The organism is Pseudoxanthomonas sp. LH2527, from assembly GCF_022539275.1.
Taxonomy (GTDB): domain Bacteria; phylum Pseudomonadota; class Gammaproteobacteria; order Xanthomonadales; family Xanthomonadaceae; genus Pseudoxanthomonas_A.
In genome coordinates this window covers 50,477-71,073 of sequence record NZ_JAKZBW010000018.1, presented here as the reverse complement: position 1 = coordinate 71,073, position 20,597 = coordinate 50,477, and the positions used below count along the sequence as shown (strand labels likewise).

The following is a 20,597-nucleotide window of genomic DNA, read 5'->3' as shown; positions in this document are numbered from 1 at the left end:
GACCTTCAGCGCGCATCGAGGAAGACCTTGAGCGCGCTGATTTCCTCGTCGGTCAGTCCCTGGTAGCGGTACGCCGCGACGCCGCTCATCATGCCGGTCTTCGACTTGCCGCCGGCGGCCACTTCACCGGTACGCATCAGGCGGGTGAACTGTTCCAGCGTGTAGGCCTTGGCCACGATCAGCGAAGGCGCCGGATCACCTTCCCAGCCATTGAGATCCCAGCCGTGGCACTCGGTGCACGTGGTCATCGCCAGGTGACGCCCCAGCGCTTGCGGTGAAGCGGGCGGCTGCACGGGCGGACGGTTGCCCGTATCGGGCTTCATGTCCGGCAACCACGGATGCGTGCCGTCGCGCGTCGACGCCACCAGGCTGTCCGACCACTGTCCTTCCGGCAACGTCGGGTTTTCGACCGCAGGCAGACTGCGCAGCCACGCGATGATGTCGCGCACTTCGCGATCGCTGAGGTGCTGGAACATCCTGACCGGCATGCCCCAAGGCACGTGGCCGTCATGCGTGCGGCCTTCGCGCAGCAGGGCGACCAGGCCTGCATCGTCGTAGAGCGCGCGGCGCTGGGTCAGGTTGGGCGCGACGATGCGGCCGAGTTCGGGGTTCTCCTGGAACACCTCGCCCGCACCGCCCGGCCCGTGGCAGCCATTGCAGCCGACGCGGGTGGCCACGCGCAGCCCTTCGACCGGGTCGCCCGGCGGCGGCGCGGGCTCGACGGCGGCGGCAGGCGTTGTCGCGGGCGGCGGCGCCGGACTGCAGGCCGCGAGCAGCAGGAGCAGCAGGAGCAGCAGGACGGAGACGATGCGCATGACGGGTGCCCAAGGGTCGACCCTGGTGCCAACGCGCCGGGTGCCACGCGCCGGCCAGTCAGTCGTCGTCGGGCCAGCGGATCGTCGGTGCGGCCGCCGCCTTGCGCGGCGCGGGAATCGCGGCCACGGCGTTCCAGACCTTCAGCGCATCGACGGTCGCGGCCACATCGTGCACGCGCACGATGGCGGCACCGCGCTGCGCGGCGATCAGGTGTGCGGCCACGGACCCGGCCACGCGATCGGCCGGTACATCGCGGCCGGTGATCTGGCCGATGCTGCGCTTGCGCGACAGGCCGGCCAGCACCGGTACACCGAGTTCGACGAAGCGCTCCAGTTGCGCGAGCAACTGCAGGTTGTGCGCGGTGTCCTTGCCGAAGCCGAAGCCCGGATCGACGACGAGGCGCTTCTTCGCGATACCCGCCATCTCGGCGGCGAAGATGCGCTCGGCCAGGAAGCGGTGCACGTCACCGACGACATCGTCGTTGTCGGGTGCGGCCTGCATCGAACACGGCTCGCCCTGCATGTGCATCAGCACCACCGGCACGTCCAGCGCCGCGGCGGCATCGAGTGCGCCGTCGCGACGCAGCGCGTACACATCGTTGATCATGCCCGCGCCCGCCTGCACGGCGGCGCGCATCACCTCGGGCTTGGACGTGTCGATGCTGATCGGTATCGCCACCTGCGCCGCGAGCCGTTCGATCACCGGCACCACGCGGCGCAGTTCCTCTTCCAGCGGCACCTCATCGGCACCCGGGCGGGTGGATTCGCCGCCGATATCGAGCAGGTCCGCGCCCTCTTCCACCAGCTTCAGCGCATGCGCAACGGCGGCATCGGTGGTGTCGTGCGCGCCGCCATCGGAAAACGAATCCGGGGTAACGTTGACGATACCCATAACCTGCGGGCGGTCGAGCCGGAGGATGCGGCCGGCGCAGTCCAGCTGCGGAATGGTGTCGAACATGGCCGGCTCCGGAAACGTTGACCGGCATTGTAGATCGCGTGCCGTTGCGGGAGCGATGTCGGTCGCGACCCGGCATCCTGCCGCAGCCGCACAAAAACATCACGACTGACATCCCTGCCGCCCTGCCGAACGACGAAGGCCTGGCAGGGGCCAGGCCTTCGCTTCAGACGTTGTGCGGACCGGCGTGCGTCAGGTCTGCTCGGCGGGTCCGCCGATCGGCGGCAACGGGCGCGACTCGGGCTTGTCGTCCTTGTCCGACCTGCCCCAGCCCAGCGGCGGCGGCACTTCGCGACCTTCCATGATGGCGTCGATCTGCGGCGCATCGATGGTTTCGTACTGCATCAGCGTATCCGCCATGACGTGCAGCTTGTCGATGTTGTCGGTAAGGATCTTGGTCGTGCGCGCGTACGCCTTGTCGAGGATGTTGCGAACCACTTCGTCGATCTTGCGCGCCGTGTCATCGGACACGTTCTTGTGCTGCGACACCGAGCGCCCCAGAAAGACTTCTTCCTCTTCCTCGGCATAGGTGATCGGGCCCAGTTCCTCGGACAGACCCCACTTGGTGACCATGTTGCGGGCCATCTTGGTGGCGCGCTCGATGTCGTTGGACGCACCGGTGGTGACCTTGTCCGCACCGAAGATCAGTTCCTCGGCCACGCGCCCGCCATACAGCGTGCAAAGGCGGCTCTCGATGCCGGTACGGTTGATGCTGTACTTGTCGCCCTCCGGCAGATAGACCGTCACGCCCAGCGCGCGGTCGCGCGGAATGATGGTGACCTTGTAGACCGGGTCGTGCTCGGGCACCAGGCGGCCGACGATGGCGTGCCCGGACTCGTGGTAGGCCGTGTTGCGCTTCTCTTCCTCGCTCATCGCCATGGAGCGACGCTCGGTGCCCATGATGATCTTGTCGCGGGCACGGTCCAGGTGGTCCATGCGGACCTCCTTCGCGTTCTCGCGGGCGGCGAACAGGGCCGCTTCGTTGCAGAGGTTGGCCAGGTCGGCGCCGCTGAAGCCGGGAGTACCGCGCGCGATGACCATCGGCACCACGTCGTCGGCCAGCGGCAGCTTGCGCATGTGCACGCGCAGAATCTGCTCGCGACCCTTCACGTCGGGCAGGCCCACGGTCACCTGGCGATCGAAGCGGCCCGGACGCAGCAGCGCGGGGTCCAGCACATCGGGACGGTTGGTCGCGGCGATCACGATGACGCCTTCGCCGCCCTCGAAACCGTCCATCTCGACCAGCAGCTGGTTGAGGGTCTGCTCGCGCTCGTCATGACCGCCACCCAGACCAGCACCGCGATGGCGGCCGACGGCGTCGATTTCGTCGATGAAGATGATGCAGGGCGCGTGCTTCTTGGCCTGCTCGAACATGTCGCGCACGCGGCTGGCGCCGACGCCGACGAACATCTCGACGAAGTCCGAACCGGAAATGCTGAAGAACGGGACCTTGGCCTCGCCGGCGATGGCCTTGGCCAGCAGCGTCTTGCCGGTGCCGGGCTGACCGACCATCAGCACGCCGCGCGGGATCTTGCCGCCCAGCTTCTGGAACTTGCCGGGGTCGCGAAGGAACTCGACCAGTTCGCCGACTTCTTCCTTGGCTTCGTCGCAGCCGGCGACGTCGGCGAAGGTCACCTTTACCTGGTCCTCGCCCTGCAGCTTGGCGCGCGACTTGCCGAAGGACATCGCGCCCTTGGCACCGCCGCCACCGCCCTGCATCTGCCGCATGATGAAGATCCAGAAGCCGATGATCAGCAGGACCGGCAGGAAGTTCAGCAGGATGGCCGTCAGGCTGATGCCGCTGGGCGGGTCCTTCTGGGTGATCTCAACCTTCTTGGTGCGCAGGTCGTTGATCAGGTCGCGGTCGAACGGCGCATTGATGGTCTTGCTGTCGCCGTTGCGCATCACGTAGGTGATCTCGCTGACGCCACCACGGGCGTCGCCACCGAACTCGACGCGCTGCACGTTGCCGCTGTCCACCTGGTCGAGGAAGTCGGAATACGTGGTGCCGCCCGACATCGCGGCGGTGCTGGCGCCCTTCGGCGAAAAGCTCTGGAAGACGACCATCAGCACGACGGCGACGACTACCCACAGCAGCAGATTCTTGGTCAGGTCGTTCATCCTCATCGGCTCCGGTATTCCTCTTTGCGCTTGCGCACGTTTACGTGACCTTACTTGATTTGGATCCGCTTGCCCTGTCCCAGGGCGTACACCTCGGGAGAGCGCTTGCGGGAGGCGTCCGGCTTGCGGATCGCCACCTTGTCATAGCGGCGGCGAAGCTCGCGGATGTAGTCGTCCGAGCCGGTGCCCTGGAACAGCTTGATCAGGAACGCCCCGCCCGGTTTCAGGTGGACGTCGGCGAATTCCATCGCCAACTCCGCCAGATGCATCATCCGCGGCTGGTCCACCGCATCCACACCACTCTTATTGGGGGCCATATCGGACAGCACAAGGTCCACCGGTGCGCCTTCCAGCATGGCTTCCAGTTGCGATAGGACGCTGTCTTCCCTGAAATCCCCATGAAGGAACTCCACCCCGGCCAGCGGTGGCATGTCCAGGATGTCCATCGCCACCACCCGGCCGCTGGCGCCCAGCGCCTGGCGGACGAACTGCGACCAGCCACCGGGGGCCGCACCCAGGTCGACCACCACCATGCCCGGCTTGAGCAGGCGGTCGCGTTCCAGCAGCTCTTCCAGCTTGTAGGCGGCACGCGAGCGCAGACCCTCGGCCTGGGCCTTCTTCACGTAGGGATCGGAGAAATGTTCCTTGAGCCAGCGCTGGCTGCTCTTGCTGCGGGTAGCCATCGGCGAGGTCTCGGGGCACGCTGCGACGGGAGCCGCCGGAGCCGTTCTGGGGGGTTGCCATGATACCCTGATCACCCTTTTCCACCCGTACCGTGCCGCATGCCCGTCGCCCTGACCGCTGCCCAGACCCGTTTCCTGCGCGGCCAGGCCCACGACCTGAAGGCCCTGCTGCAGATCGGCAACAAGGGCGTCACCCCGGCCTTCATCGCCGAGCTGGACGCCGTGCTGGAGCAGCACGAACTGGTCAAGGTGAAGGTCATCGGTGAAGACCGCGAGGCCCGCGACGCCATGATCGGCGAACTGGCCGACCAGGCCGACGCCGCCCTCGTGCAGCGGATCGGCCACACCGCCGTCCTCTACCGTCCCAGCAAGGAACGCCGGCACATCGTGCTGCCGCGCGGCTGATCCCGGCACGCAGGTCGCCTGCCATGCAACTGAGCCACGAACTGCCCGACTACGCCTTCGCCCTGCGGTCTGCCGACGGCAGCACCGCTCGCGTCAACGACCGCACGCTGTCGGCCAGCTTCATCCTGTCCCCGCAGCAACTCGTCGAAGACTGGCCGGCACACGAGAGTGCTGCGCTGGTACCGGACGATCTGGCGCCCCTGCTCGCGCTGCAGCCGGAAGTGATCCTGCTGGGGACGGGCGACCGGCAGGTGTTCCCGCCCGCCGCGGTGATGGCGGCCTGCCTGCGCCAGGGCGTGGGCCTGGAGGTCATGACCAACGCCGCCGCCGCGCGCACCTTCAACGTGCTGGCCGGCGAATCGCGCAAGGTCGTCGCCGGTTTCCTGCTGGCTCCCCGCTGACCCCGGCGCGGCGATGGGTCGCGCCGCCCTGCTGCTGGTCGCCGCCGGGTCGATCACGGCCTGTACCCCTCCCACCCCCGATGCCCTCCAGCGTTACGAGGCATGGCGGGAAAGCGCTGGCGCGCGAGGGCTGAGCGAATACGAGCGCACCCTGGCCGATGCCGGCGTCGGCGATGTCGTGCCCATGCACGCACTCCTGCGGTCCAGCCGCCGTTGGCAGGCCTGCGAGGCGCCGAAATTCCTGCTACCGCCCGCGGATCGCGCCGCCGCCATCGTGCCGACCCTGCGCGTGGTGGCGCAGCTGCAGGCGATGGGGATCGTCGAAGGCGGCAATGTCCGTTCGGGTTACCGGTCCGCCGAAGTGAAACCGCTGTTCGGGCGGAAGCAGCCGCAGCCGCCACCTGCTCAACAACGCACTGGACTTCGACCTCGCCGACGACACCCGTGTGGCCGCCCTGTGCGCGTTCTGGCGCACCCGGGGACCGTCGCTGGCGATGGGATTGGGCTTCTATACGCCGACACGGATCCACATCGATACCGCGGGGCATCGCACGTGGGGAACCGACCATCGTCGCGGCACCTCGCTGTGCGTGGGCGCTGCCGGTCAGTCGGCGACGCGCACCAGCCTTACCCGCACGCCGTAGTGGTCGGAGGGCCAGGCGCCCGTGGCATCGGCCTGGTCGAGGATGATGTCGGCGTCGGCAACGCGGAACACATCGCGCTGCGCGAACACATGGTCGATGCGGATCGCCGCATGGCCCAGGTGCGGGTTGAGCGTGGTGTGCGCCGGCGTATCGGCATCCTCGCCCACGTGCGCCTGTTCGTAGGCCTCGATGAATCGCGCACGCAACGGGGCCAGTTCCGGCGTATCCGAGCGTGTATTGAAATCGCCGCCGATGATCGAGGGCGCATCGCCCGCCGTTTCGTCGATCAACGCCAGCACGCCGGCGATCTGCTCGGCACGGATCGCGCCGCCTTCCGGCTTGTAGTGCAGATGCGTCGCGTAGACGTTCAACGGGCGGCCATCGACCGTGGTGCGCACCCAGCCGGCATTGCGGTAGTCGTCCAGCGGCGCCAGCCTGACCTCGCGCGACTGCTCGATCGCCCCCTTCACCAGGATGGCATTGCCGTAGCGGCGGACCTGGTCCGGCGCATCGGCGGAAAAGAAGCGGTACTGGTAGCCCAGCCGCGAGGCCAGCACCTGGGCCTGGTTGGGCAAGGCGGCGTCCTGCAGCACTTCCTGCAACACGATCACCTCCGGCGACAGCGCCTTCAGCTCGGCGACGATCATGTCCTGCCGGTGCGGCCAGTCCTGCTTGTCGTGCCAGAGGTTGAGGGTGACGACGTCGAACGTCGACGGTGCCGGCACCGTCCGCAGATGCTGGCAGGCTGCCAGCGCCAGCCCCGCGAGCAGCGCCACGGTGGCGATGGCCGGCTTGCGCCACGAGGACAAGGACATAGACACGGCGCTCATCGCGGCGGCAGATATTGCAACGGATCCACCGGCTTGCCGTTGTGGCGGATCTCGAAGTGCAGCATGTCGCGCGAGGCGCCGCTGCGGCCCATCTCCGCGATCTGCTGGCCAGCCTTGATGCTCTGGCCTTCGTTCACCAGGCGCTTGCGGTTGTGTCCGTACGCGGACAGCCAGGCCTCGCTGTGCTTGATGATGATCAGTTCGCCGTAGCCCACCAGGCCGGCGCCGGAATAGACCACCACGCCATCGGCGGCGGCACGCACCGACTGCCCGCTGCTGCCGGCGATATCGACGCCCTGCTTGGTGGCATCGCCTGCAACGAAGCGGCCGATCAGGTGCCCGTCGGCAGGCCAGCGCCAGGTGAATCCACTCGCGGCCGGCGCCGGCGTCGCCGCCGGGCGGGTGACGGGTGCCGGAGGCGGCCGGGTGGCCGTGCCGGTCGCGGGCCGGGTCGGCGCGGGTGTGCCGGTTGCGGCCGAAGGCCGGCTGCTGCCAGTGCCGGGAAAGAGTTTGAGCGACTGGCCGGGATAGATCGTGTAAGGCGCGGCCAGCCCGTTCCAGCGGGCCAGATCGTTGACGTCCACGCCGTTGCGGAAGGCGATGCCGTACAGCGTGTCGCCACGCTGCACGCGCACCGTGGCGCCCGGCTTGGCCTGCGACGGCTTGCGCGTGGACGACGAGGCCGAAGGCTCGCGCACCACCGTCGTGGAACAGGCACCCAGCATCGCCACGGCGATGCCGATCAGGAGGGCGTGCGTGATGCGGTGGCCGGAGCGGAGCGTCGTGGTCATGCGTTCGGTCGTTTCCTCACAAGGCGGGAGCCGCACGGCTCAGCCGGTCAATCGCTGGAACAGTTCGCGCGCCGCTACGCCACCGCCGCCGATCAGCACGCTGAAATAGACGATCGTGCCGATATTGGCCAGATGGCCGAGCAGGATGGCGCCGCCGTCGCGCTGAATGAAGCCGATGGCATACAGCAGCAGGGCCAAGGCTGGCAGGGTGTTGCTGAATGGTACGAATCCAAAAGGCGCCATCAGCAGCAGCGCCGCCAGGATGAAGGCCAGATTGTTGATGACGCCCTGTCCCGGCCCGTCGACGAACAGCCGCAACCGGCGCGGACGGCTGATCTTCTCCATGCGACGCACCCACACCAGGCCCGACGTCAGACCCGGCCGCAGTCGATCGGCCGGCAAGGCCTTGTGCTTGATCCGCTGCGGCAACCACAGTGGCCGGTTGACCAGACGGCTGATGCCTACGAGCAGGATCGCGGCACCAAATACAGTACTCACGCCTGGGATCGAGACCGGAATCAGGAACACCAGCGTCAGCAGGATGGTGAGCAGCAGCAGGCCTTCATCGCTGAAGACGTCCAGCAGTTCGCCAAGACTCAGCGAATCGGGTGGCAGCCGTTCGATGATGCCGGCCAGCTGTTCACCCAGAGATGAAGTGTCGCCGGGAAGTCCATGGCGGGGGTCGGGTGTCGTCACGCCTTCAATCCAGCGTGCCGGACAGCAACGGCACGAACACCACCGGCGCCAGCGTGGTTTCCTCCACGCTGCCATCCTCGCGCTTCACCAGCCGCACCAGCGACTGCGAGCCGCTGCCCCCGACCGGCGCCACGAGTTGCCCGCCGACGGAGAGTTGTTCCACCAGCACCGGCACCAGCGCAGGCGCGGCGGCGGTCACGATGATGGCGTCGTAAGGACCATGCTCGGCCCAACCGATGCGTCCGTCATCGTGCTTGCTGCGCACGTTGAACCCCATCTGGCGCAGCCGCTTGCGCGCCTGGCGCAGCAGGTCGCCGATGCGCTCGACGGTGTAGACCTCCAGGCCCAGCACGGCCAGCACGGCCGCCTGGTAACCGGAGCCGGTACCGATCTCCAGTACCTTCTTCGGCGCCGTTTCCAGCAGCACCTCGGTCATCCGCGCCACCACCCACGGCTGCGAAATGGTCTGGCTGTGGCCGATCGGCAGTGCGGTGTCCTCGTAGGCGCGCGTCGCCAGCGCCTCATCGACGAACAGGTGGCGCGGCAAGGTGCGGATGGCGTTGAGCACGCGCTCGTCGGCGATGCCCGCCTCGCGCAGGCGCTCGACCAGACGGTCGCGTACCCGCTGCGAAGTCATGCCGACGCCCACCGCTTCGGGCTGCAGCCGCAACCGTGGCGTCATGCCGGATCCTCGAGCGCGGCCGTCAGGCCATCCACCCAGCCGGCGACCTTTTCCAGCGCCTGGTAGCGGGTCAGGTCGACGTGGATCGGCGTGATCGAGATGTGGCCGGTGCGGACGGCATGGAAATCGGTGCCCGGGCCTGCATCCTGCTCGCGTCCGGCGGGCCCGATCCAGTACACGGTGTGGCCGCGCGGATCCGGTTGCGGCACGCAGGCCTCGGAACGATGGCGGTTGCCGAGCCGGGTGACCTCGAAGCCGCGCACGTCCGCCCACGCCAGATCCGGCACGTTGACGTTGAGGATGGTGTCGGCCGGCAGCGGATCCGACTTCAGCCGGGCCACGATTTCCACGGCCGCGCGCGCGGCCGTGTCGTAGTGCTTGGCGTCGTGGTTCTTGCTGACCAGCGACATCGCGACCGCCGGCAGGCCGAGGAACCGCCCTTCCATCGCCGCCGACACGGTGCCGGAATAGATGACGTCGTCGCCCAGGTTGGCGGTGTTGTTGATGCCCGACACCACGATGTCCGGCTCGAACTCCAGCATGCCGGTCAACGCCAGGTGCACGCAGTCGGTCGGCGTGCCGGCGATGCTGCAGGTGTAGTGGTCGATGCGCTTCAGCCGGATCGGCAGGTCGAGCGTCAGCGAGTTGCTGGCACCGGAGCGGTCGCGGTCGGGCGCGACCACATACACTTCGTGGCCCGCATGACGCAGACCCTCTGCCAGGATTCGGATGCCGGGGGCGTCGACGCCGTCGTCGTTGCTGACCAGTACGCGCATGGGTTTCCTCAGGGACGGCCCCATGATACCGGAACCGCGCCGGTGCTTCCCGCGCTTGCGTCACGTCGCGATGCCGCTACGCTGATGGCATGGCCCGTTCCACGCCCCCCGACGACGATGACGCCGCATTGTTCCGCGATGCGATCGGCGAGGTGCGACGGCTGCAGGAGGCCCCGACGCCACCCCGGAAGCCACCGCCGCGACCGGCGGCACGCATGGCCGAACGCGATGAACACGCCGCACGCAGCGAATTCCAGCGCGGTCTGGAGTCGCTGGACCTGCATGCGGCCGGCGACATCCTGAGCCATCGCCGCGAGGCGCTGTCGCCGCGCGCGTTCCAGCGCCTCAAGCGGGGACAGTTCTCGGTGCAGGACGAACTGGACCTGCACGGCGCCACCGCGCTGCAGGCCGAAGCCCTGCTACGCCGGTTCCTCGCCGACGCGCATGCGCACGACCACGGCTGCGTGCGCGTGATCCATGGCAAGGGCCAGCGATCGGACAGCGACGCGCCCGTGCTGAAGAACTTGGTCGACCGGATCCTGCGCCAGCGCTCCGACGTCATGGCCTTCCACTCGGCACCGCCCACGCAGGGCGGCACCGGGGCGGTACTGGTGTTGCTCGCCCACCGCTGAGCAGGCCGTCGGCAGGCGCCACGCGGTTACTGCGGCGCGGCCTTCTTTTCCTCGATGCGCGGTGGATTGACCCAGGTCAGCGTGATGCCGCGCCGCTTGGCGACCCGTTCCACGTAGGCGATGTACTGCTGTTCGGCGGTGAGTGGCCGCTGTTCGCGCGGAGCTGACGATGCGGCGCCGCCGGTACTGGCGCAGGCCGCCAGCAGGCCACAGGCGGATACGGCAACGGCGAGACGGATCATGGCGTTCATGGCATTCTCTCCGACACAGGCCAATGGAGTCTGGCGACGCCATTCGCTTGCGACATCATGCCGGCGTGGCGTGCCTTATTGCGCTTATACGCCTGCGGTGCAGCGCTTCCAGTGCCGTCAGTCGCGTGCCGACGGACGGTCGTCGCCCTGCGAGGCATCCGTGACCGTGCCCAGCTCGTGCAGCACGGCGGTGGCATAGCTGCCGGGCGGTAGCGCGAACGTCAGGCGCAGTGCGTCGGCCGAGCGCCATGACCATGCCAGCCCCTGCGGAACCAGCCGCAGCGCGCGCCGTTCCTGGCGCAATCCCTCCTGCTCCAGTCCGACACGCAAGGACAACGCGTCCTCGCCCTGCAACGCCATCGTCTCGTGTTCGCGCGCGTCCGCCTGCGTGCGCGGCTCGCCGGCGCCCCACAAGGGACCCGTGGGGTGGATGTCGAAGTCGGCAAGCCGCTGCGCCAACACATCGCTCCACGGCTCGGGCCCGAACACGCTGCGACTGCCCGCCAGCATCCACACTTCGCCTTCCAGGCCGCGATTCCAGCTGCCGTCCGCCAGCCGGGCCGCCAGCACGCGGTTGAACAACTCCGAGCGCGCCGCCGACATCAGCAGCGAGCGCTGCTCGCGCCTGACACGCCGGCCGGCGAACATCGCCAGCGCCGCCGCCACGTTGCCGCCATCGCGGCCGAAGCGCTGTTCGCCGAACCAGTTCGGCAGGCCGTGCGCCGCGATCTGGCGCAGCCGCGCCTCGATGGCCTCGGCATCGCCGGCCACGTCGCGCAGCACCAGCTCGAAACGGTTGCCTGCCAGCGCACCGCGCGGCAGTTTGCGCGAGTGCCAGGTCGACGCGACGACCGTCAACCCGTCGACGGCCAGCGTCGCCAGATCGGGCGCCACCTTGCGCGGCAGGTGCACGCTGAAGCGCTGCCGGGTCACCGCATGGCGGTCCTTCAGGCCCGCGTACCCTACGCCCATCTCGGCGATGCCCGCCCACGCGGCGATCTGCTTGGCCGCAAACACGGTGTTCATGCCGCGCTTCTCGACGGTCAGAAGCAGATGCTCGCCTTCGCCGGACGGCTCGAAGCCTTCCAGTTCCTCGACGAAGAAGTCCTCCGGCGTACTACGGATGCGCGCCGACAGCACCGGCGACCCGAACGCGCGCGGCAGGCCGTCGCTCACGCCTTCACCAGCAGCACCGTGGCCTGGGCGGCGATGCCTTCACCACGCCCGGTGAAGCCCAGCTTCTCGGTCGTGGTGGCCTTGATGCTGACGGCATCGACACCGATGCCCAGGTCTTCGGCCACGCAGGCGCGCATCGCGTCGGCGTGCGGACCGACCTTTGGTCGTTCGCAGATCACGGTGACGTCGACATTGCCAACCCGCCAGCCGCGTTCGGCGATCAGGGAATTGCAATGGCGGACGAACGCACGGCTGTCCGCGCCCTTCCAGCGATCGTCCGACGGTGGGAAGTGCCGGCCGATGTCGCCCAGCGCCAGTGCGCCGAGCACCGCGTCGCACAGCGCATGCAGCACCACATCGCCATCGCTGTGCGCCAGCACGCCGCGCTCGTGCGGCACGCGTACACCGCCGAGCATGACGTGGTCGCCGTCGCCGAAGGCATGCACGTCGAAGCCCTGGCCGATGCGGATGTTCAAGGAGTCGGACATGGTGTTCCCGATAGAGCGTCAGCGGCTGCGCTGCGCCAGTTCGTAGGCGAACCGCGCCAGGTCCGCCGGCGTGGTGATCTTGAAGTTGCTCTCGGAGCCTTCCACCAGCAGCGGACGGAGTCCCAGCCGCTCCATCGCCATCGCCTCGTCGGTCACCTCGATGCCGTCGGCGGTGGCCGCTTCCAGCGCGCGGGTCAGTTGCAGGCGGCGGAACAGCTGCGGAGTGAAGGCGCGCCACAGCCGTTCGCGCGGTTCGGTGGCATCGATGCCGCCATCGTCGCCGGCCCGCTTCAGGGTGTCGCGCACCGGCGCGGCCAGGATGGCGCCCACCGGGTCATTGCGTCCGCGCTCCAGCAGTTGCGACAGGTCGGACAGCGACAGGTTGGGGCGCGCGGCGTCATGCACCAGCACGAAGTCATCCGCGCGCACCTCGTCGGGCAATGCGTGCAGACCCGCCAGCACCGAGGCGGCACGGCTCGCGCCGCCGACGCAGGCGCGCACGGGCTTGCCGGCGAACGCGGTCCAGCGTGGCCAGTCCGGATCGTGCTCCGACACCGGCACCACCGCGCCTTCCACCGCGTCATGCGCGAACAGCGCCGCCAACGTGTGCGCGATCAGCGGCGCACCGTCGACGACGAGATACTGCTTGGGAAGCTCACCGCCGAAGCGGGTGCCGCGTCCCGCCGCAGGCACGACGGCCCAGAGGCGGGCCATCAGGGAACGCGGTCCGCGACGTCATCGTCGCTTCCAGTCGCGTCACCGCCCGGCGGCGGCACGGGCGCAACGGTTTCGACCACGCGGTAGAACTTCTCGCCGGGCTTGATCATGCCCAGCTCGCTGCGCGCGCGCTCCTCGACCGCCGACTCGCCGGACTTGAGGTCCTCGACTTCGGCGGCGAGCGCATCGTTGCGCTCCTGCAGGCCGGCGTTCTCGCGTTTCTGCGAGGCGACCTGCTGCTCCAGCGCGACGACCTGGCCCGAACTGCCGACGCCGAACCAGAACTTGTACTGCAGCCATCCCAGCAGCAGTACCAGCACCAGCAGGAGCCAGGGCGCCTTGCGCATGGATTACTTCTTCAGCGAGACGAAGGCGTTGCGGCCGGCGTAGCGCGCCTTGCTGCCCAGCGCCTCTTCGATGCGCAGCAGCTGGTTGTACTTGGCCACGCGGTCGCTGCGGCACAGCGAGCCGGTCTTGATCTGCGTGGCCGTGGTGGCCACCGCGATATCGGCGATGGTGGTGTCCTCGGTCTCGCCGGAACGATGCGACACGACGGCCGCGTAGTTCGCGTGGTGGGCCATGGCGATGGCTTCCAGCGTTTCGGTCAGCGTGCCGATCTGGTTGACCTTGATCAGGATCGCGTTGGCGGTGCCGGACTCGATACCTTCCTTGAAGATCTTCGGGTTGGTGACGAACAGGTCGTCGCCGACCAGCTGCACCTTCTTGCCGATGCGGTCGGTCAGCAGCTTCCAGCCCGCCCAGTCGTCTTCGGCCAGGCCGTCTTCGATGGTGATGATCGGATACTGCGCGGCCCAGTCGGCGAGGAAGTCGACGAACTGCTCGCTGGTCAGGCGCTTGTTCTCGCCGACCAGGTGGTACTTGCCGTTGTCGAAGAACTCGCTGGAGGCCACGTCCAGACCCAGCTGCACGTCTTCGCCGGCGGTGTAGCCGGCCTTGCCGATGGCTTCCAGGATGGTGTCCAGCGCTTCCACGTTGCTGCGGAAATCCGGGGCGAAGCCGCCCTCGTCACCGACCGCCGTGCTCAGGCCGTGGCCCTTCAGCACCGACTTCAGCGAATGGAAGATCTCGGTGCCGGCACGCAGCGATTCGGCGAACGAATCGAAACCGACCGGCAACACCATGAACTCCTGGAAGTCGACATTGTTGTCGGCGTGCGCGCCGCCGTTGATGATGTTCATCATCGGCACGGGCAGCGTCACGTCGTTGCCGTTGGCCAGGTGCTGCCACAGCGGGACCTTCTTGGATGCGGCCACCGCATGCGCGTTGGCCATCGACACGCCGAGCAGCGCGTTGGCGCCCAGGCGGCCCTTGTTCTCGGTACCGTCCAGGTCGATCAGGCGACGGTCCAGGCCTTCCTGATCGGCCGCGTCGAAACTCTTCAGCGCGGTCGCGATGGTGGTGTTGACGTTCTCCACCGCTTTGCGCACGCCCTTGCCCAGGTAGCGGGTCTTGTCGCCGTCGCGCAGCTCCACGGCTTCCTTGGTGCCGGTCGAGGCACCGGACGGCACCATGGCGCGACCGAAGGAACCGTCGTCCAGCGTGACCTCGGCTTCGAGGGTGGGGTTACCGCGGGAATCGAGGATTTCGCGGGCGTGGATCTTGGCGATGTTGGTCATGGTGGGGTCGGATTGGAGGATGTGAGGGAAAGTTCAACGTCGGCCAGGTTGGCTCGGTCGCGCTCGGTCTTGCCTAGATAAAACGTACCATCCAGGGGCGCTATGCGGTCGCCGTCGCGGGCTGGTTGTCCGGCGAACAACACGTAGTCCTGTCCCGGCATCAGCAGGACCTCGCAATTGGTAGCCCCGTTCTGGATCAGGACACCGTTCGGCATCTGCCCTTTCAGAACACGAAGCGTACTGAATCGCAGTCCGGGGGCGGGGTACCTGAAAGGGGTATTCAAGGGGGGATCGCGCAGCAACCGCTGCAGCTCGGCATCTTCAGCTGCGGTCAGCGGCTCGACACCGTCGATGCGGACGATGGCCACGAGGTCGGCCGTCTTCGCAACCTCGCGGGGATCCGGCGTCACCTTGGGCGGATCCAGGCTGCATGCAGCGGCGCCGGCGGCGGCAACCAACACCGAAACGGAGCACGCGACGGACAGCAATACCCGCTTCGCGGTGACGCTCCTCGCCATACGCCCCGCCATAGAAGGCATCAGACCGTGCTCTCCAAAAATCCATTCTTCTTGGTGATCGAGTCCAGCGCCAGCAGCGTTTCCAGCAGCGCTTCCATCTTGTCCAGCGGCCAGGCATTCGGGCCATCGGACAGGGCCTTGGCCGGATCCGGGTGGGTTTCGGCGAACAGGCCTGACACGCCGACCGCGACCGCCGCACGCGCCAGCACCGGCACGAACTCACGCTGGCCGCCCGAGCTGGTGCCCTGCCCGCCCGGCAACTGCACCGAGTGCGTCGCATCGAACACCACCGGGCAACCGGTATCGCGCATCACGCTCAGCGAGCGCATGTCGCTGACCAGGTTGTTGTAGCCGAACGAGGCACCGCGCTCGCAGACCATGATGTCCTGATTGCCGGTGGACTTGGCCTTCTCGACGACCGGCTTCATGTCCCACGGCGACAGGAACTGGCCCTTCTTGATGTTGACCGGCTTGCCGGCGGCGCAGACCTTCCTGATGAAGTCGGTCTGGCGCACCAGGAACGCGGGCGTCTGCAGCACGTCGACCACGGCCGCGACCTCGTCCATCGGCGTGTATTCGTGCACGTCGGTCAGCACCGGCACGCCGACCTGCTTCTTCACCGCGTCCAGCACCTTCAGGCCTTCTTCCATGCCGGGACCGCGGAAGCTGGTGCCGGAGGTGCGGTTGGCCTTGTCGAAGCTGGACTTGAAGATGAAGTTCATCCCCAGCTTGCCAGTGATTTCCTTCAGGCGGCCGGCGACATCGATCTGCAACTGCATCGATTCGATCACGCACGGGCCGGCGATCAGGAACAGGGGCTGGTCAAGGCCGACGTCGAATCCACAAAGCTTCATTCAAACACCTCTCGTTTGAGCCCCTCTCCCCTCGCGAGAGGGGTTGGGGTGAGGGTACGGCGGAATCGGGGAGGCTGGAACATACTGGATTCCGCCAGACCCTCATCCGCCCCTTCGGGGCACCTTCTCCCGGCGGGAGAAGGAAACAACATTTACGCCCGCGCTTCCTTCAACAGCTTGCCACCGGCCTTCTTCTCGCGCGCAGCGCGGATGAAGCCGACGAACAGCGGATGGCCGTCGCGCGGCGTGGACAGGAATTCCGGATGCGCCTGGCAGGCCAGGAACCACGGGTGCACGGTGCGCGGCAGTTCCACCATCTCCACCAGCAGATCGTCCATCGACTTGGCGGCGATCACCAGGCCGGCGTCTTCCAGTTGCGTGCGGTAGCGGTTGTTGAACTCGTAGCGATGGCGATGGCGCTCGGCCACCACGTCCTTGCCGTACAGATCGCGCGCCAGCGTGCCCGGCTTCAGGCGCTGCTCCTGCAGGCCCAGGCGCATGGTGCCGCCCAGGTCGGAGCGCTCGTCGCGCTTCTCGACATCGCCGGTCGCGGTGCGCCATTCGGTGATCAGGCCGATCACCGGGTGCGGCGACTGCTTGTCGTTCTCGGTGCTGTTGGCGTTTTCCAGCCCGGCGACATGGCGGGCGTAATCAACGACCGCCGCCTGCATGCCGTAGCAGATGCCGAAGTACGGCAGCTTCTGCTCCCGGGCGAAGCGCGAGGTCAGCACCTTGCCCTCGAAGCCGCGATCACCGAAGCCGCCCGGCACCAGCACGCCGTCCACGCCCTGCAGCAGGGCCATGTCGGTGCCTTCCAGTTCCTGCGCTTCGATCCACTTGAGGTTGACGCGCGTGCGCTGGCGGAGGCCGCCGTGCTTGAGCGCCTCGCCGACGGACTTGTAGGCGTCCTGGTGGTCGACGTACTTGCCGACGACCGCGATGGTCACCTCGTCCAGCGGGTTGAGCGTGGCGTCGACCGCCGCTTCCCATTCGGACAGGTCCGCCGCCTTCGCGTTCTCGATGCGGAACTGGCGCAGGACGATCTCGTCCAGGCCCTGGCCATGCAGGCCCATCGGGATGCGGTACAGCACGTCCACGTCCGGCACGCTGATGACAGCGCGTTCGGGCACGTTGGTGAACAGCGAGATCTTGCGGCGCTCGGAATCCGGGATCGGCTGCTCGGAGCGGCACAACAGCACGTCCGGCTGGATGCCGATCGAACGCAGTTCCTTCACCGAGTGCTGGGTGGGCTTGGTCTTCAGCTCGCCGGCGGCTGCCACGTACGGCACCAGCGTCAGGTGCATGAAGAGGGCCTTCTCGGGGCCACGCTCGGTGCGGATCTGGCGGATCGCTTCCAGGAACGGCAGCGACTCGATGTCGCCGACCGTGCCGCCGATCTCCACCAGCGCTACGTCGAAGCCCTCGGTGGCCTCGTCGATGCAGCGGCGGATCTCGTCGGTGATGTGCGGGATCACCTGCACGGTGGCGCCCAGGTAGTCGCCGCGGCGCTCCTTGCGGATCACGTTCTCGTAAATCCGGCCGGTGGTGACGGAATTCTTGCGGCTCAGGCGCGTGCGCACGAAGCGCTCGTAATGGCCCAGGTCCAGGTCGGTCTCGGCGCCGTCGTCGGTGACGTACACCTCACCGTGCTGGAACGGGCTCATGGTGCCCGGGTCGACGTTGATGTACGGGTCCAGCTTCATCATCGTGACCTTCAGGCCACGTGCTTCAAGAATGGACGCAAGCGAAGCGGCGGCGATGCCCTTGCCTAGCGAGGACACAACGCCGCCGGTAACGAAAATCAGGGGAGTCATGGGCGGGGCTCCGGAAAGCCATAGTCTACAGGCAACACGTGTCTCCCGGAAGCGCGACGCCCCGCCGAAGCGGGGCGTCTGGCCACAGTCCGATCACCGGAAAGCCTTGCGCGGCAAGGCTCCCGGCGGATCGACACGGATCAGGGCTTGCGCTCTTCTTCCTCTTCGCCGGCCTTCTTCTGCTGGCCGTCAGCGGCCTTGCGCTGCTTGGCGGCCGCCTCGTTGGCGGCACGGCGACGGGCCTTGGCCTCGGGGTCGGAAGGGTCGCTGGTCTGCGACTGGTCCTGCTTGGGCTTGTCGGCATCGTTGGCTGTGCGCGACTGAGCAAACGCCTGGACCGCGAACAGCGCGCCGGCGACGGCGGCGGAGAGCAGCAACAGGTTGCGGGACTTCATGGCGGTACTCCTCATGGGTAACGGGAATCTGGGGGCGCCGGACGGCGTTCCAAGGGCGTCCCTGTCCACGCGGCAAGCCTAGCGCCCGCCGCCCCGCCCTCGACTGAACATGGCAAAAAAGCCCGACTGGCCGCACACTGCCGCCCGGTCCGGGCCCGTCCCGGCGGGGAACGCAGCGCGTCGCGCGTCCTGCGACGCCCCTGCGGTGGACTGTCCACCCGTTCCTGTTCACCGCGGCGCCCTGGCGTCGCCCGTCGCACCGAGAAACCGAGCATCCATGAGCAGCCGCTACAACGCCGCCGACATCGAAGTCCTCTCCGGCCTTGACCCGGTCAAGCGCCGCCCCGGCATGTACACCGACACCTCGCGCCCGAATCACCTGGCGCAGGAAGTCATCGACAACGCGGTGGACGAGGCCCTGGCCGGCCATGCCGGCAGCATCGAGGTCACCCTGTACAAGGACGGCAGCTGCGAAGTCAGCGACGATGGACGCGGCATGCCGGTCGACATCCATCCCGAGGAGAAGATCCCGGGCGTGGAACTGATCCTCACCCGCCTGCATGCCGGCGGCAAGTTCAGCAACAAGAACTACACCTTCTCCGGCGGCCTGCATGGCGTGGGCGTCAGCGTGGTCAATGCACTGTCCACGCTGGTGGAAGTGCACATCAAGCGCGAAGGCAGCGAACACCGCATCACCTTCCGCAACGGCGACCGCGCCACCCCGCTGGAAGTGGTGGGCAGCGTGGGCAAGAAGAACACCGGCACGCGCGTGCGCTTCTGGGCCGATCCGAAATATTTCGACACGCCGAAGTTCAACGTGCGTGCGCTCAAGCACCTGCTGCGCGCCAAGGCCGTGCTCTGCCCCGGGCTGAACGTCACCCTGTTCGACGAAGCCAGCGGCGAGCGCGACAGCTGGCGTTACGAGGACGGCCTGCGCGATTACCTGCGCGGCGAGATGGCCGGCCGCGAGCTACTGCCGCCGGAGCTGTTCGTCGGTCAGCTGAAGAAGGACAGCGAGGTCGTCGACTGGGCGGTCGCGTGGGTGCCGGAGGGCGAGATCGTCCAGGAAAGCTACGTCAACCTGATCCCCACCGCCCAGCACGGCACGCACGTGAACGGCCTGCGCAGCGGCCTGACCGATGCGCTGCGCGAGTTCTGCGACTTCCGCAACCTGCTGCCGCGCGGCGTGAAGCTGGCGCCGGAAGACGTGTGGGACCGCGTCACCTTCGTGCTGTCGCTGAAGATGACCGATCCGCAGTTCAGCGGCCAGACCAAGGAACGCCTGTCCTCGCGCCAGGCCGCCGGCTTCATCGAAGGCGCCGCGCACGACGCCTTCAGCCTGTGGCTGAACCAGCACGTGGAGCTGGGCGAGAAGATCGCGCAGATCGCCATCGAACGCGCCAGCGCGCGCCTGAAGACCGAGAAGCAGGTCATCCGCAAGAAGGTCACGCAGGGTCCCGCCCTGCCCGGCAAGCTGGCCGACTGCATCAGCCAGGACCTCTCGCGCACCGAGCTGTTCCTGGTGGAAGGCGACTCGGCCGGCGGCAGCGCCAAGCAGGCGCGCGACAAGGATTTCCAGGCGATCCTGCCGCTGCGCGGCAAGATCCTCAATACGTGGGAAGTCGCCAGCACTTCGGTGCTCGCCTCCGACGAAGTGCACAACCTGGCCATCGCCATCGGTTGCGATCCCGGCAAGGACGACATCAGCGGGTTGCGCTACGGTAAGGTGGTGATCCTAGCCGACGCCGACTCGGACGGCCTGCATATCGCCACGCTGCTGACCGCGCTGTTCCTGCGCCACTTCCCCGCACTGGTGAACGCAGGCCACGTGTTCGTGGCCATGCCGCCACTGTTCCGCGTGGACGTGGGCAAGCAGGTGTTCTACGCGCTGGACGAGGAAGAGAAGCGCCTGCTGCTGGAGAAGATCGAGCGCGAGAAGATCCGGGGCCAGGTCAACGTCACCCGCTTCAAGGGTCTGGGCGAAATGAATCCGTCGCAGTTGCGCGAATCCACCATCCACCCCGACACGCGCCGGCTGGTGCAGCTGACCGTGGATGACGCACCGGAAACGCACGGCCTGATGGATATGCTGCTGGCGAAGAAGCGAGCGAGCGACCGGAAGGCGTGGCTGGAGACCAAGGGCGATCTGGCGTCCCTGGAAGTCTGACCGCGGCGATTCGTTAGATGGGGCCGTTGCGACGGCCTCGTTGCCATCTCCGTCGGATGTTCTGCGCGGCGTGGCTGGAGACCAAGGGCGATCTAGCGTCGCTCGAAGTCTGATCGCGCCCCTGCGCGGCATCGCACCGACGCGCGCAG

At 67.7% G+C, this 20,597-nt stretch carries 23 protein-coding genes; 4 read left to right on the top strand and 19 right to left on the bottom strand.

Features of this window, described 5'->3' with window-relative positions; translation table 11 throughout:
• Positions 1-5: 5 nt before the first annotated feature.
• The 4 genes from MMG85_RS11240 to rlmE all read right to left on the bottom strand — a co-directional run bounded on the left by MMG85_RS11240 (position 6) and on the right by rlmE (position 4,574).
• Positions 6-815: a cytochrome c gene (locus MMG85_RS11240; RefSeq protein WP_241046121.1), complete on the bottom strand. Its 810-nt coding sequence runs from the start codon at positions 813-815 to the stop codon at positions 6-8.
• 58 nt (positions 816-873) lie between these two features.
• The gene (gene folP, locus MMG85_RS11235; RefSeq protein ID WP_241046120.1) at positions 874-1,773 is read right to left on the bottom strand and encodes a dihydropteroate synthase; all 900 of its coding nucleotides are present in this window, start codon (positions 1,771-1,773) and stop codon (positions 874-876) included.
• A gap of 189 nt (positions 1,774-1,962) precedes the next feature.
• Complete coding sequence (gene ftsH / locus MMG85_RS11230) at positions 1,963-3,891, bottom strand: ATP-dependent zinc metalloprotease FtsH (RefSeq protein ID WP_241046119.1); 1,929 nt, start codon at positions 3,889-3,891, stop codon at positions 1,963-1,965.
• A 50-nt stretch (positions 3,892-3,941) separates the two neighbouring features.
• Positions 3,942-4,574, bottom strand: a complete 633-nt coding sequence (gene rlmE, locus MMG85_RS11225) for a 23S rRNA (uridine(2552)-2'-O)-methyltransferase RlmE (RefSeq protein ID WP_241046118.1) — start codon at positions 4,572-4,574, stop codon at positions 3,942-3,944.
• 99 nt (positions 4,575-4,673) lie between these two features.
• Between rlmE and yhbY the strand changes: the two genes are divergently transcribed.
• Positions 4,674-4,979, top strand: coding sequence for a ribosome assembly RNA-binding protein YhbY (yhbY, locus tag MMG85_RS11220; protein ID WP_241046117.1), 306 nt, complete (start codon positions 4,674-4,676; stop codon positions 4,977-4,979).
• A gap of 23 nt (positions 4,980-5,002) precedes the next feature.
• On the top strand, positions 5,003-5,380 hold the full coding sequence (locus MMG85_RS11215) for an Mth938-like domain-containing protein (RefSeq protein WP_241046116.1): 378 nt from the start codon (positions 5,003-5,005) through the stop codon (positions 5,378-5,380).
• 604 nt (positions 5,381-5,984) lie between these two features.
• Here MMG85_RS11215 and MMG85_RS11210 read toward each other — a convergent pair.
• From MMG85_RS11210 to surE, 5 genes are read right to left on the bottom strand one after another with little or no spacing between them, the layout of a single operon-like run.
• Positions 5,985-6,839: an endonuclease/exonuclease/phosphatase family protein gene (locus MMG85_RS11210; RefSeq protein WP_241046115.1), complete on the bottom strand. Its 855-nt coding sequence runs from the start codon at positions 6,837-6,839 to the stop codon at positions 5,985-5,987.
• An 11-nt stretch (positions 6,840-6,850) separates the two neighbouring features.
• A complete protein-coding gene (locus MMG85_RS11205; protein WP_241046114.1) occupies positions 6,851-7,645 on the bottom strand; it encodes a peptidoglycan DD-metalloendopeptidase family protein in 795 nt (264 codons plus the stop codon).
• A 39-nt stretch (positions 7,646-7,684) separates the two neighbouring features.
• The gene (locus MMG85_RS11200) at positions 7,685-8,341 is read right to left on the bottom strand and encodes an exopolysaccharide biosynthesis protein (RefSeq protein WP_055941611.1); all 657 of its coding nucleotides are present in this window, start codon (positions 8,339-8,341) and stop codon (positions 7,685-7,687) included.
• Between the two features lie 4 nt (positions 8,342-8,345).
• Positions 8,346-9,023 carry a protein-L-isoaspartate(D-aspartate) O-methyltransferase gene (locus tag MMG85_RS11195; RefSeq protein WP_241046113.1) on the bottom strand — a complete coding sequence of 226 codons (678 nt, stop codon included), beginning with the start codon at positions 9,021-9,023 and terminating at the stop codon, positions 8,346-8,348.
• Positions 9,020-9,799 (bottom strand): 5'/3'-nucleotidase SurE, encoded by a 780-nt coding sequence (gene surE / locus MMG85_RS11190; protein ID WP_241046112.1) that lies wholly within the window; start codon positions 9,797-9,799, stop codon positions 9,020-9,022. The genes MMG85_RS11195 and surE overlap by 4 nt, the downstream gene beginning before the upstream one ends.
• A gap of 89 nt (positions 9,800-9,888) precedes the next feature.
• Between surE and MMG85_RS11185 the strand changes: the two genes are divergently transcribed.
• A complete protein-coding gene (locus MMG85_RS11185; RefSeq protein WP_241046111.1) occupies positions 9,889-10,431 on the top strand; it encodes a Smr/MutS family protein in 543 nt (180 codons plus the stop codon).
• 26 nt (positions 10,432-10,457) lie between these two features.
• Here MMG85_RS11185 and MMG85_RS11180 read toward each other — a convergent pair whose 3' ends face one another.
• The 10 genes from MMG85_RS11180 to MMG85_RS11135 form a co-directional block, all read right to left on the bottom strand.
• Positions 10,458-10,682, bottom strand: coding sequence for a hypothetical protein (locus MMG85_RS11180; protein WP_241046110.1), 225 nt, complete (start codon positions 10,680-10,682; stop codon positions 10,458-10,460).
• A gap of 117 nt (positions 10,683-10,799) precedes the next feature.
• On the bottom strand, positions 10,800-11,858 hold the full coding sequence (truD, locus tag MMG85_RS11175) for a tRNA pseudouridine(13) synthase TruD (RefSeq protein WP_241046109.1): 1,059 nt from the start codon (positions 11,856-11,858) through the stop codon (positions 10,800-10,802).
• Positions 11,855-12,346, bottom strand: a complete 492-nt coding sequence (gene ispF / locus MMG85_RS11170) for a 2-C-methyl-D-erythritol 2,4-cyclodiphosphate synthase (RefSeq protein WP_241046108.1) — start codon at positions 12,344-12,346, stop codon at positions 11,855-11,857. Before ispF ends, truD begins: the two co-directional genes overlap by 4 nt.
• Before the next feature lie 18 nt (positions 12,347-12,364).
• Positions 12,365-13,063: a 2-C-methyl-D-erythritol 4-phosphate cytidylyltransferase gene (gene ispD / locus MMG85_RS11165; RefSeq protein ID WP_241046134.1), complete on the bottom strand. Its 699-nt coding sequence runs from the start codon at positions 13,061-13,063 to the stop codon at positions 12,365-12,367.
• The gene (ftsB, locus tag MMG85_RS11160) at positions 13,060-13,410 is read right to left on the bottom strand and encodes a cell division protein FtsB (protein ID WP_241046107.1); all 351 of its coding nucleotides are present in this window, start codon (positions 13,408-13,410) and stop codon (positions 13,060-13,062) included. Before ftsB ends, ispD begins: the two co-directional genes overlap by 4 nt.
• 3 nt (positions 13,411-13,413) lie before the next feature.
• Positions 13,414-14,700, bottom strand: coding sequence for a phosphopyruvate hydratase (gene eno, locus MMG85_RS11155; protein ID WP_241046106.1), 1,287 nt, complete (start codon positions 14,698-14,700; stop codon positions 13,414-13,416).
• The gene (locus MMG85_RS11150) at positions 14,697-15,230 is read right to left on the bottom strand and encodes a hypothetical protein (protein ID WP_241046105.1); all 534 of its coding nucleotides are present in this window, start codon (positions 15,228-15,230) and stop codon (positions 14,697-14,699) included. The genes eno and MMG85_RS11150 overlap by 4 nt, the downstream gene beginning before the upstream one ends.
• A gap of 8 nt (positions 15,231-15,238) precedes the next feature.
• Entirely contained in the window at positions 15,239-16,072 is an 834-nt protein-coding gene (kdsA, locus tag MMG85_RS11145; RefSeq protein WP_241046104.1) for a 3-deoxy-8-phosphooctulonate synthase, read from the bottom strand.
• A gap of 152 nt (positions 16,073-16,224) precedes the next feature.
• Entirely contained in the window at positions 16,225-17,886 is a 1,662-nt protein-coding gene (locus tag MMG85_RS11140) for a CTP synthase (RefSeq protein WP_241046103.1), read from the bottom strand.
• 140 nt (positions 17,887-18,026) lie between these two features.
• Entirely contained in the window at positions 18,027-18,281 is a 255-nt protein-coding gene (locus tag MMG85_RS11135; RefSeq protein ID WP_055941589.1) for a hypothetical protein, read from the bottom strand.
• 277 nt (positions 18,282-18,558) lie between these two features.
• Between MMG85_RS11135 and parE the strand changes: the two genes are divergently transcribed.
• The gene (gene parE, locus MMG85_RS11130; RefSeq protein ID WP_241046102.1) at positions 18,559-20,448 is read left to right on the top strand and encodes a DNA topoisomerase IV subunit B; all 1,890 of its coding nucleotides are present in this window, start codon (positions 18,559-18,561) and stop codon (positions 20,446-20,448) included.
• Positions 20,449-20,597: the final 149 nt, after the last annotated feature.

Coding starts and splice junctions, on each gene's coding strand:
- MMG85_RS11240 (WP_241046121.1), bottom strand. CDS start 815: ATGCGCATCGTCTCCGTCCTGCTGCTCCTGCTGCTCCTGCTGCTCGCG.
- folP (WP_241046120.1), bottom strand. CDS start 1,773: ATGTTCGACACCATTCCGCAGCTGGACTGCGCCGGCCGCATCCTCCGG.
- ftsH (WP_241046119.1), bottom strand. CDS start 3,891: ATGAACGACCTGACCAAGAATCTGCTGCTGTGGGTAGTCGTCGCCGTC.
- rlmE (WP_241046118.1), bottom strand. CDS start 4,574: ATGGCTACCCGCAGCAAGAGCAGCCAGCGCTGGCTCAAGGAACATTTC.
- yhbY (WP_241046117.1), top strand. CDS start 4,674: ATGCCCGTCGCCCTGACCGCTGCCCAGACCCGTTTCCTGCGCGGCCAG.
- MMG85_RS11215 (WP_241046116.1), top strand. CDS start 5,003: ATGCAACTGAGCCACGAACTGCCCGACTACGCCTTCGCCCTGCGGTCT.
- MMG85_RS11210 (WP_241046115.1), bottom strand. CDS start 6,839: ATGTCCTTGTCCTCGTGGCGCAAGCCGGCCATCGCCACCGTGGCGCTG.
- MMG85_RS11205 (WP_241046114.1), bottom strand. CDS start 7,645: ATGACCACGACGCTCCGCTCCGGCCACCGCATCACGCACGCCCTCCTG.
- MMG85_RS11195 (WP_241046113.1), bottom strand. CDS start 9,023: ATGACGCCACGGTTGCGGCTGCAGCCCGAAGCGGTGGGCGTCGGCATG.
- surE (WP_241046112.1), bottom strand. CDS start 9,799: ATGCGCGTACTGGTCAGCAACGACGACGGCGTCGACGCCCCCGGCATC.
- MMG85_RS11185 (WP_241046111.1), top strand. CDS start 9,889: ATGGCCCGTTCCACGCCCCCCGACGACGATGACGCCGCATTGTTCCGC.
- MMG85_RS11180 (WP_241046110.1), bottom strand. CDS start 10,682: ATGAACGCCATGATCCGTCTCGCCGTTGCCGTATCCGCCTGTGGCCTG.
- ispF (WP_241046108.1), bottom strand. CDS start 12,346: ATGTCCGACTCCTTGAACATCCGCATCGGCCAGGGCTTCGACGTGCAT.
- ftsB (WP_241046107.1), bottom strand. CDS start 13,410: ATGCGCAAGGCGCCCTGGCTCCTGCTGGTGCTGGTACTGCTGCTGGGA.
- eno (WP_241046106.1), bottom strand. CDS start 14,700: ATGACCAACATCGCCAAGATCCACGCCCGCGAAATCCTCGATTCCCGC.
- MMG85_RS11150 (WP_241046105.1), bottom strand. CDS start 15,230: ATGGCGGGGCGTATGGCGAGGAGCGTCACCGCGAAGCGGGTATTGCTG.
- kdsA (WP_241046104.1), bottom strand. CDS start 16,072: ATGAAGCTTTGTGGATTCGACGTCGGCCTTGACCAGCCCCTGTTCCTG.
- MMG85_RS11140 (WP_241046103.1), bottom strand. CDS start 17,886: ATGACTCCCCTGATTTTCGTTACCGGCGGCGTTGTGTCCTCGCTAGGC.
- MMG85_RS11135 (WP_055941589.1), bottom strand. CDS start 18,281: ATGAAGTCCCGCAACCTGTTGCTGCTCTCCGCCGCCGTCGCCGGCGCG.
- parE (WP_241046102.1), top strand. CDS start 18,559: ATGAGCAGCCGCTACAACGCCGCCGACATCGAAGTCCTCTCCGGCCTT.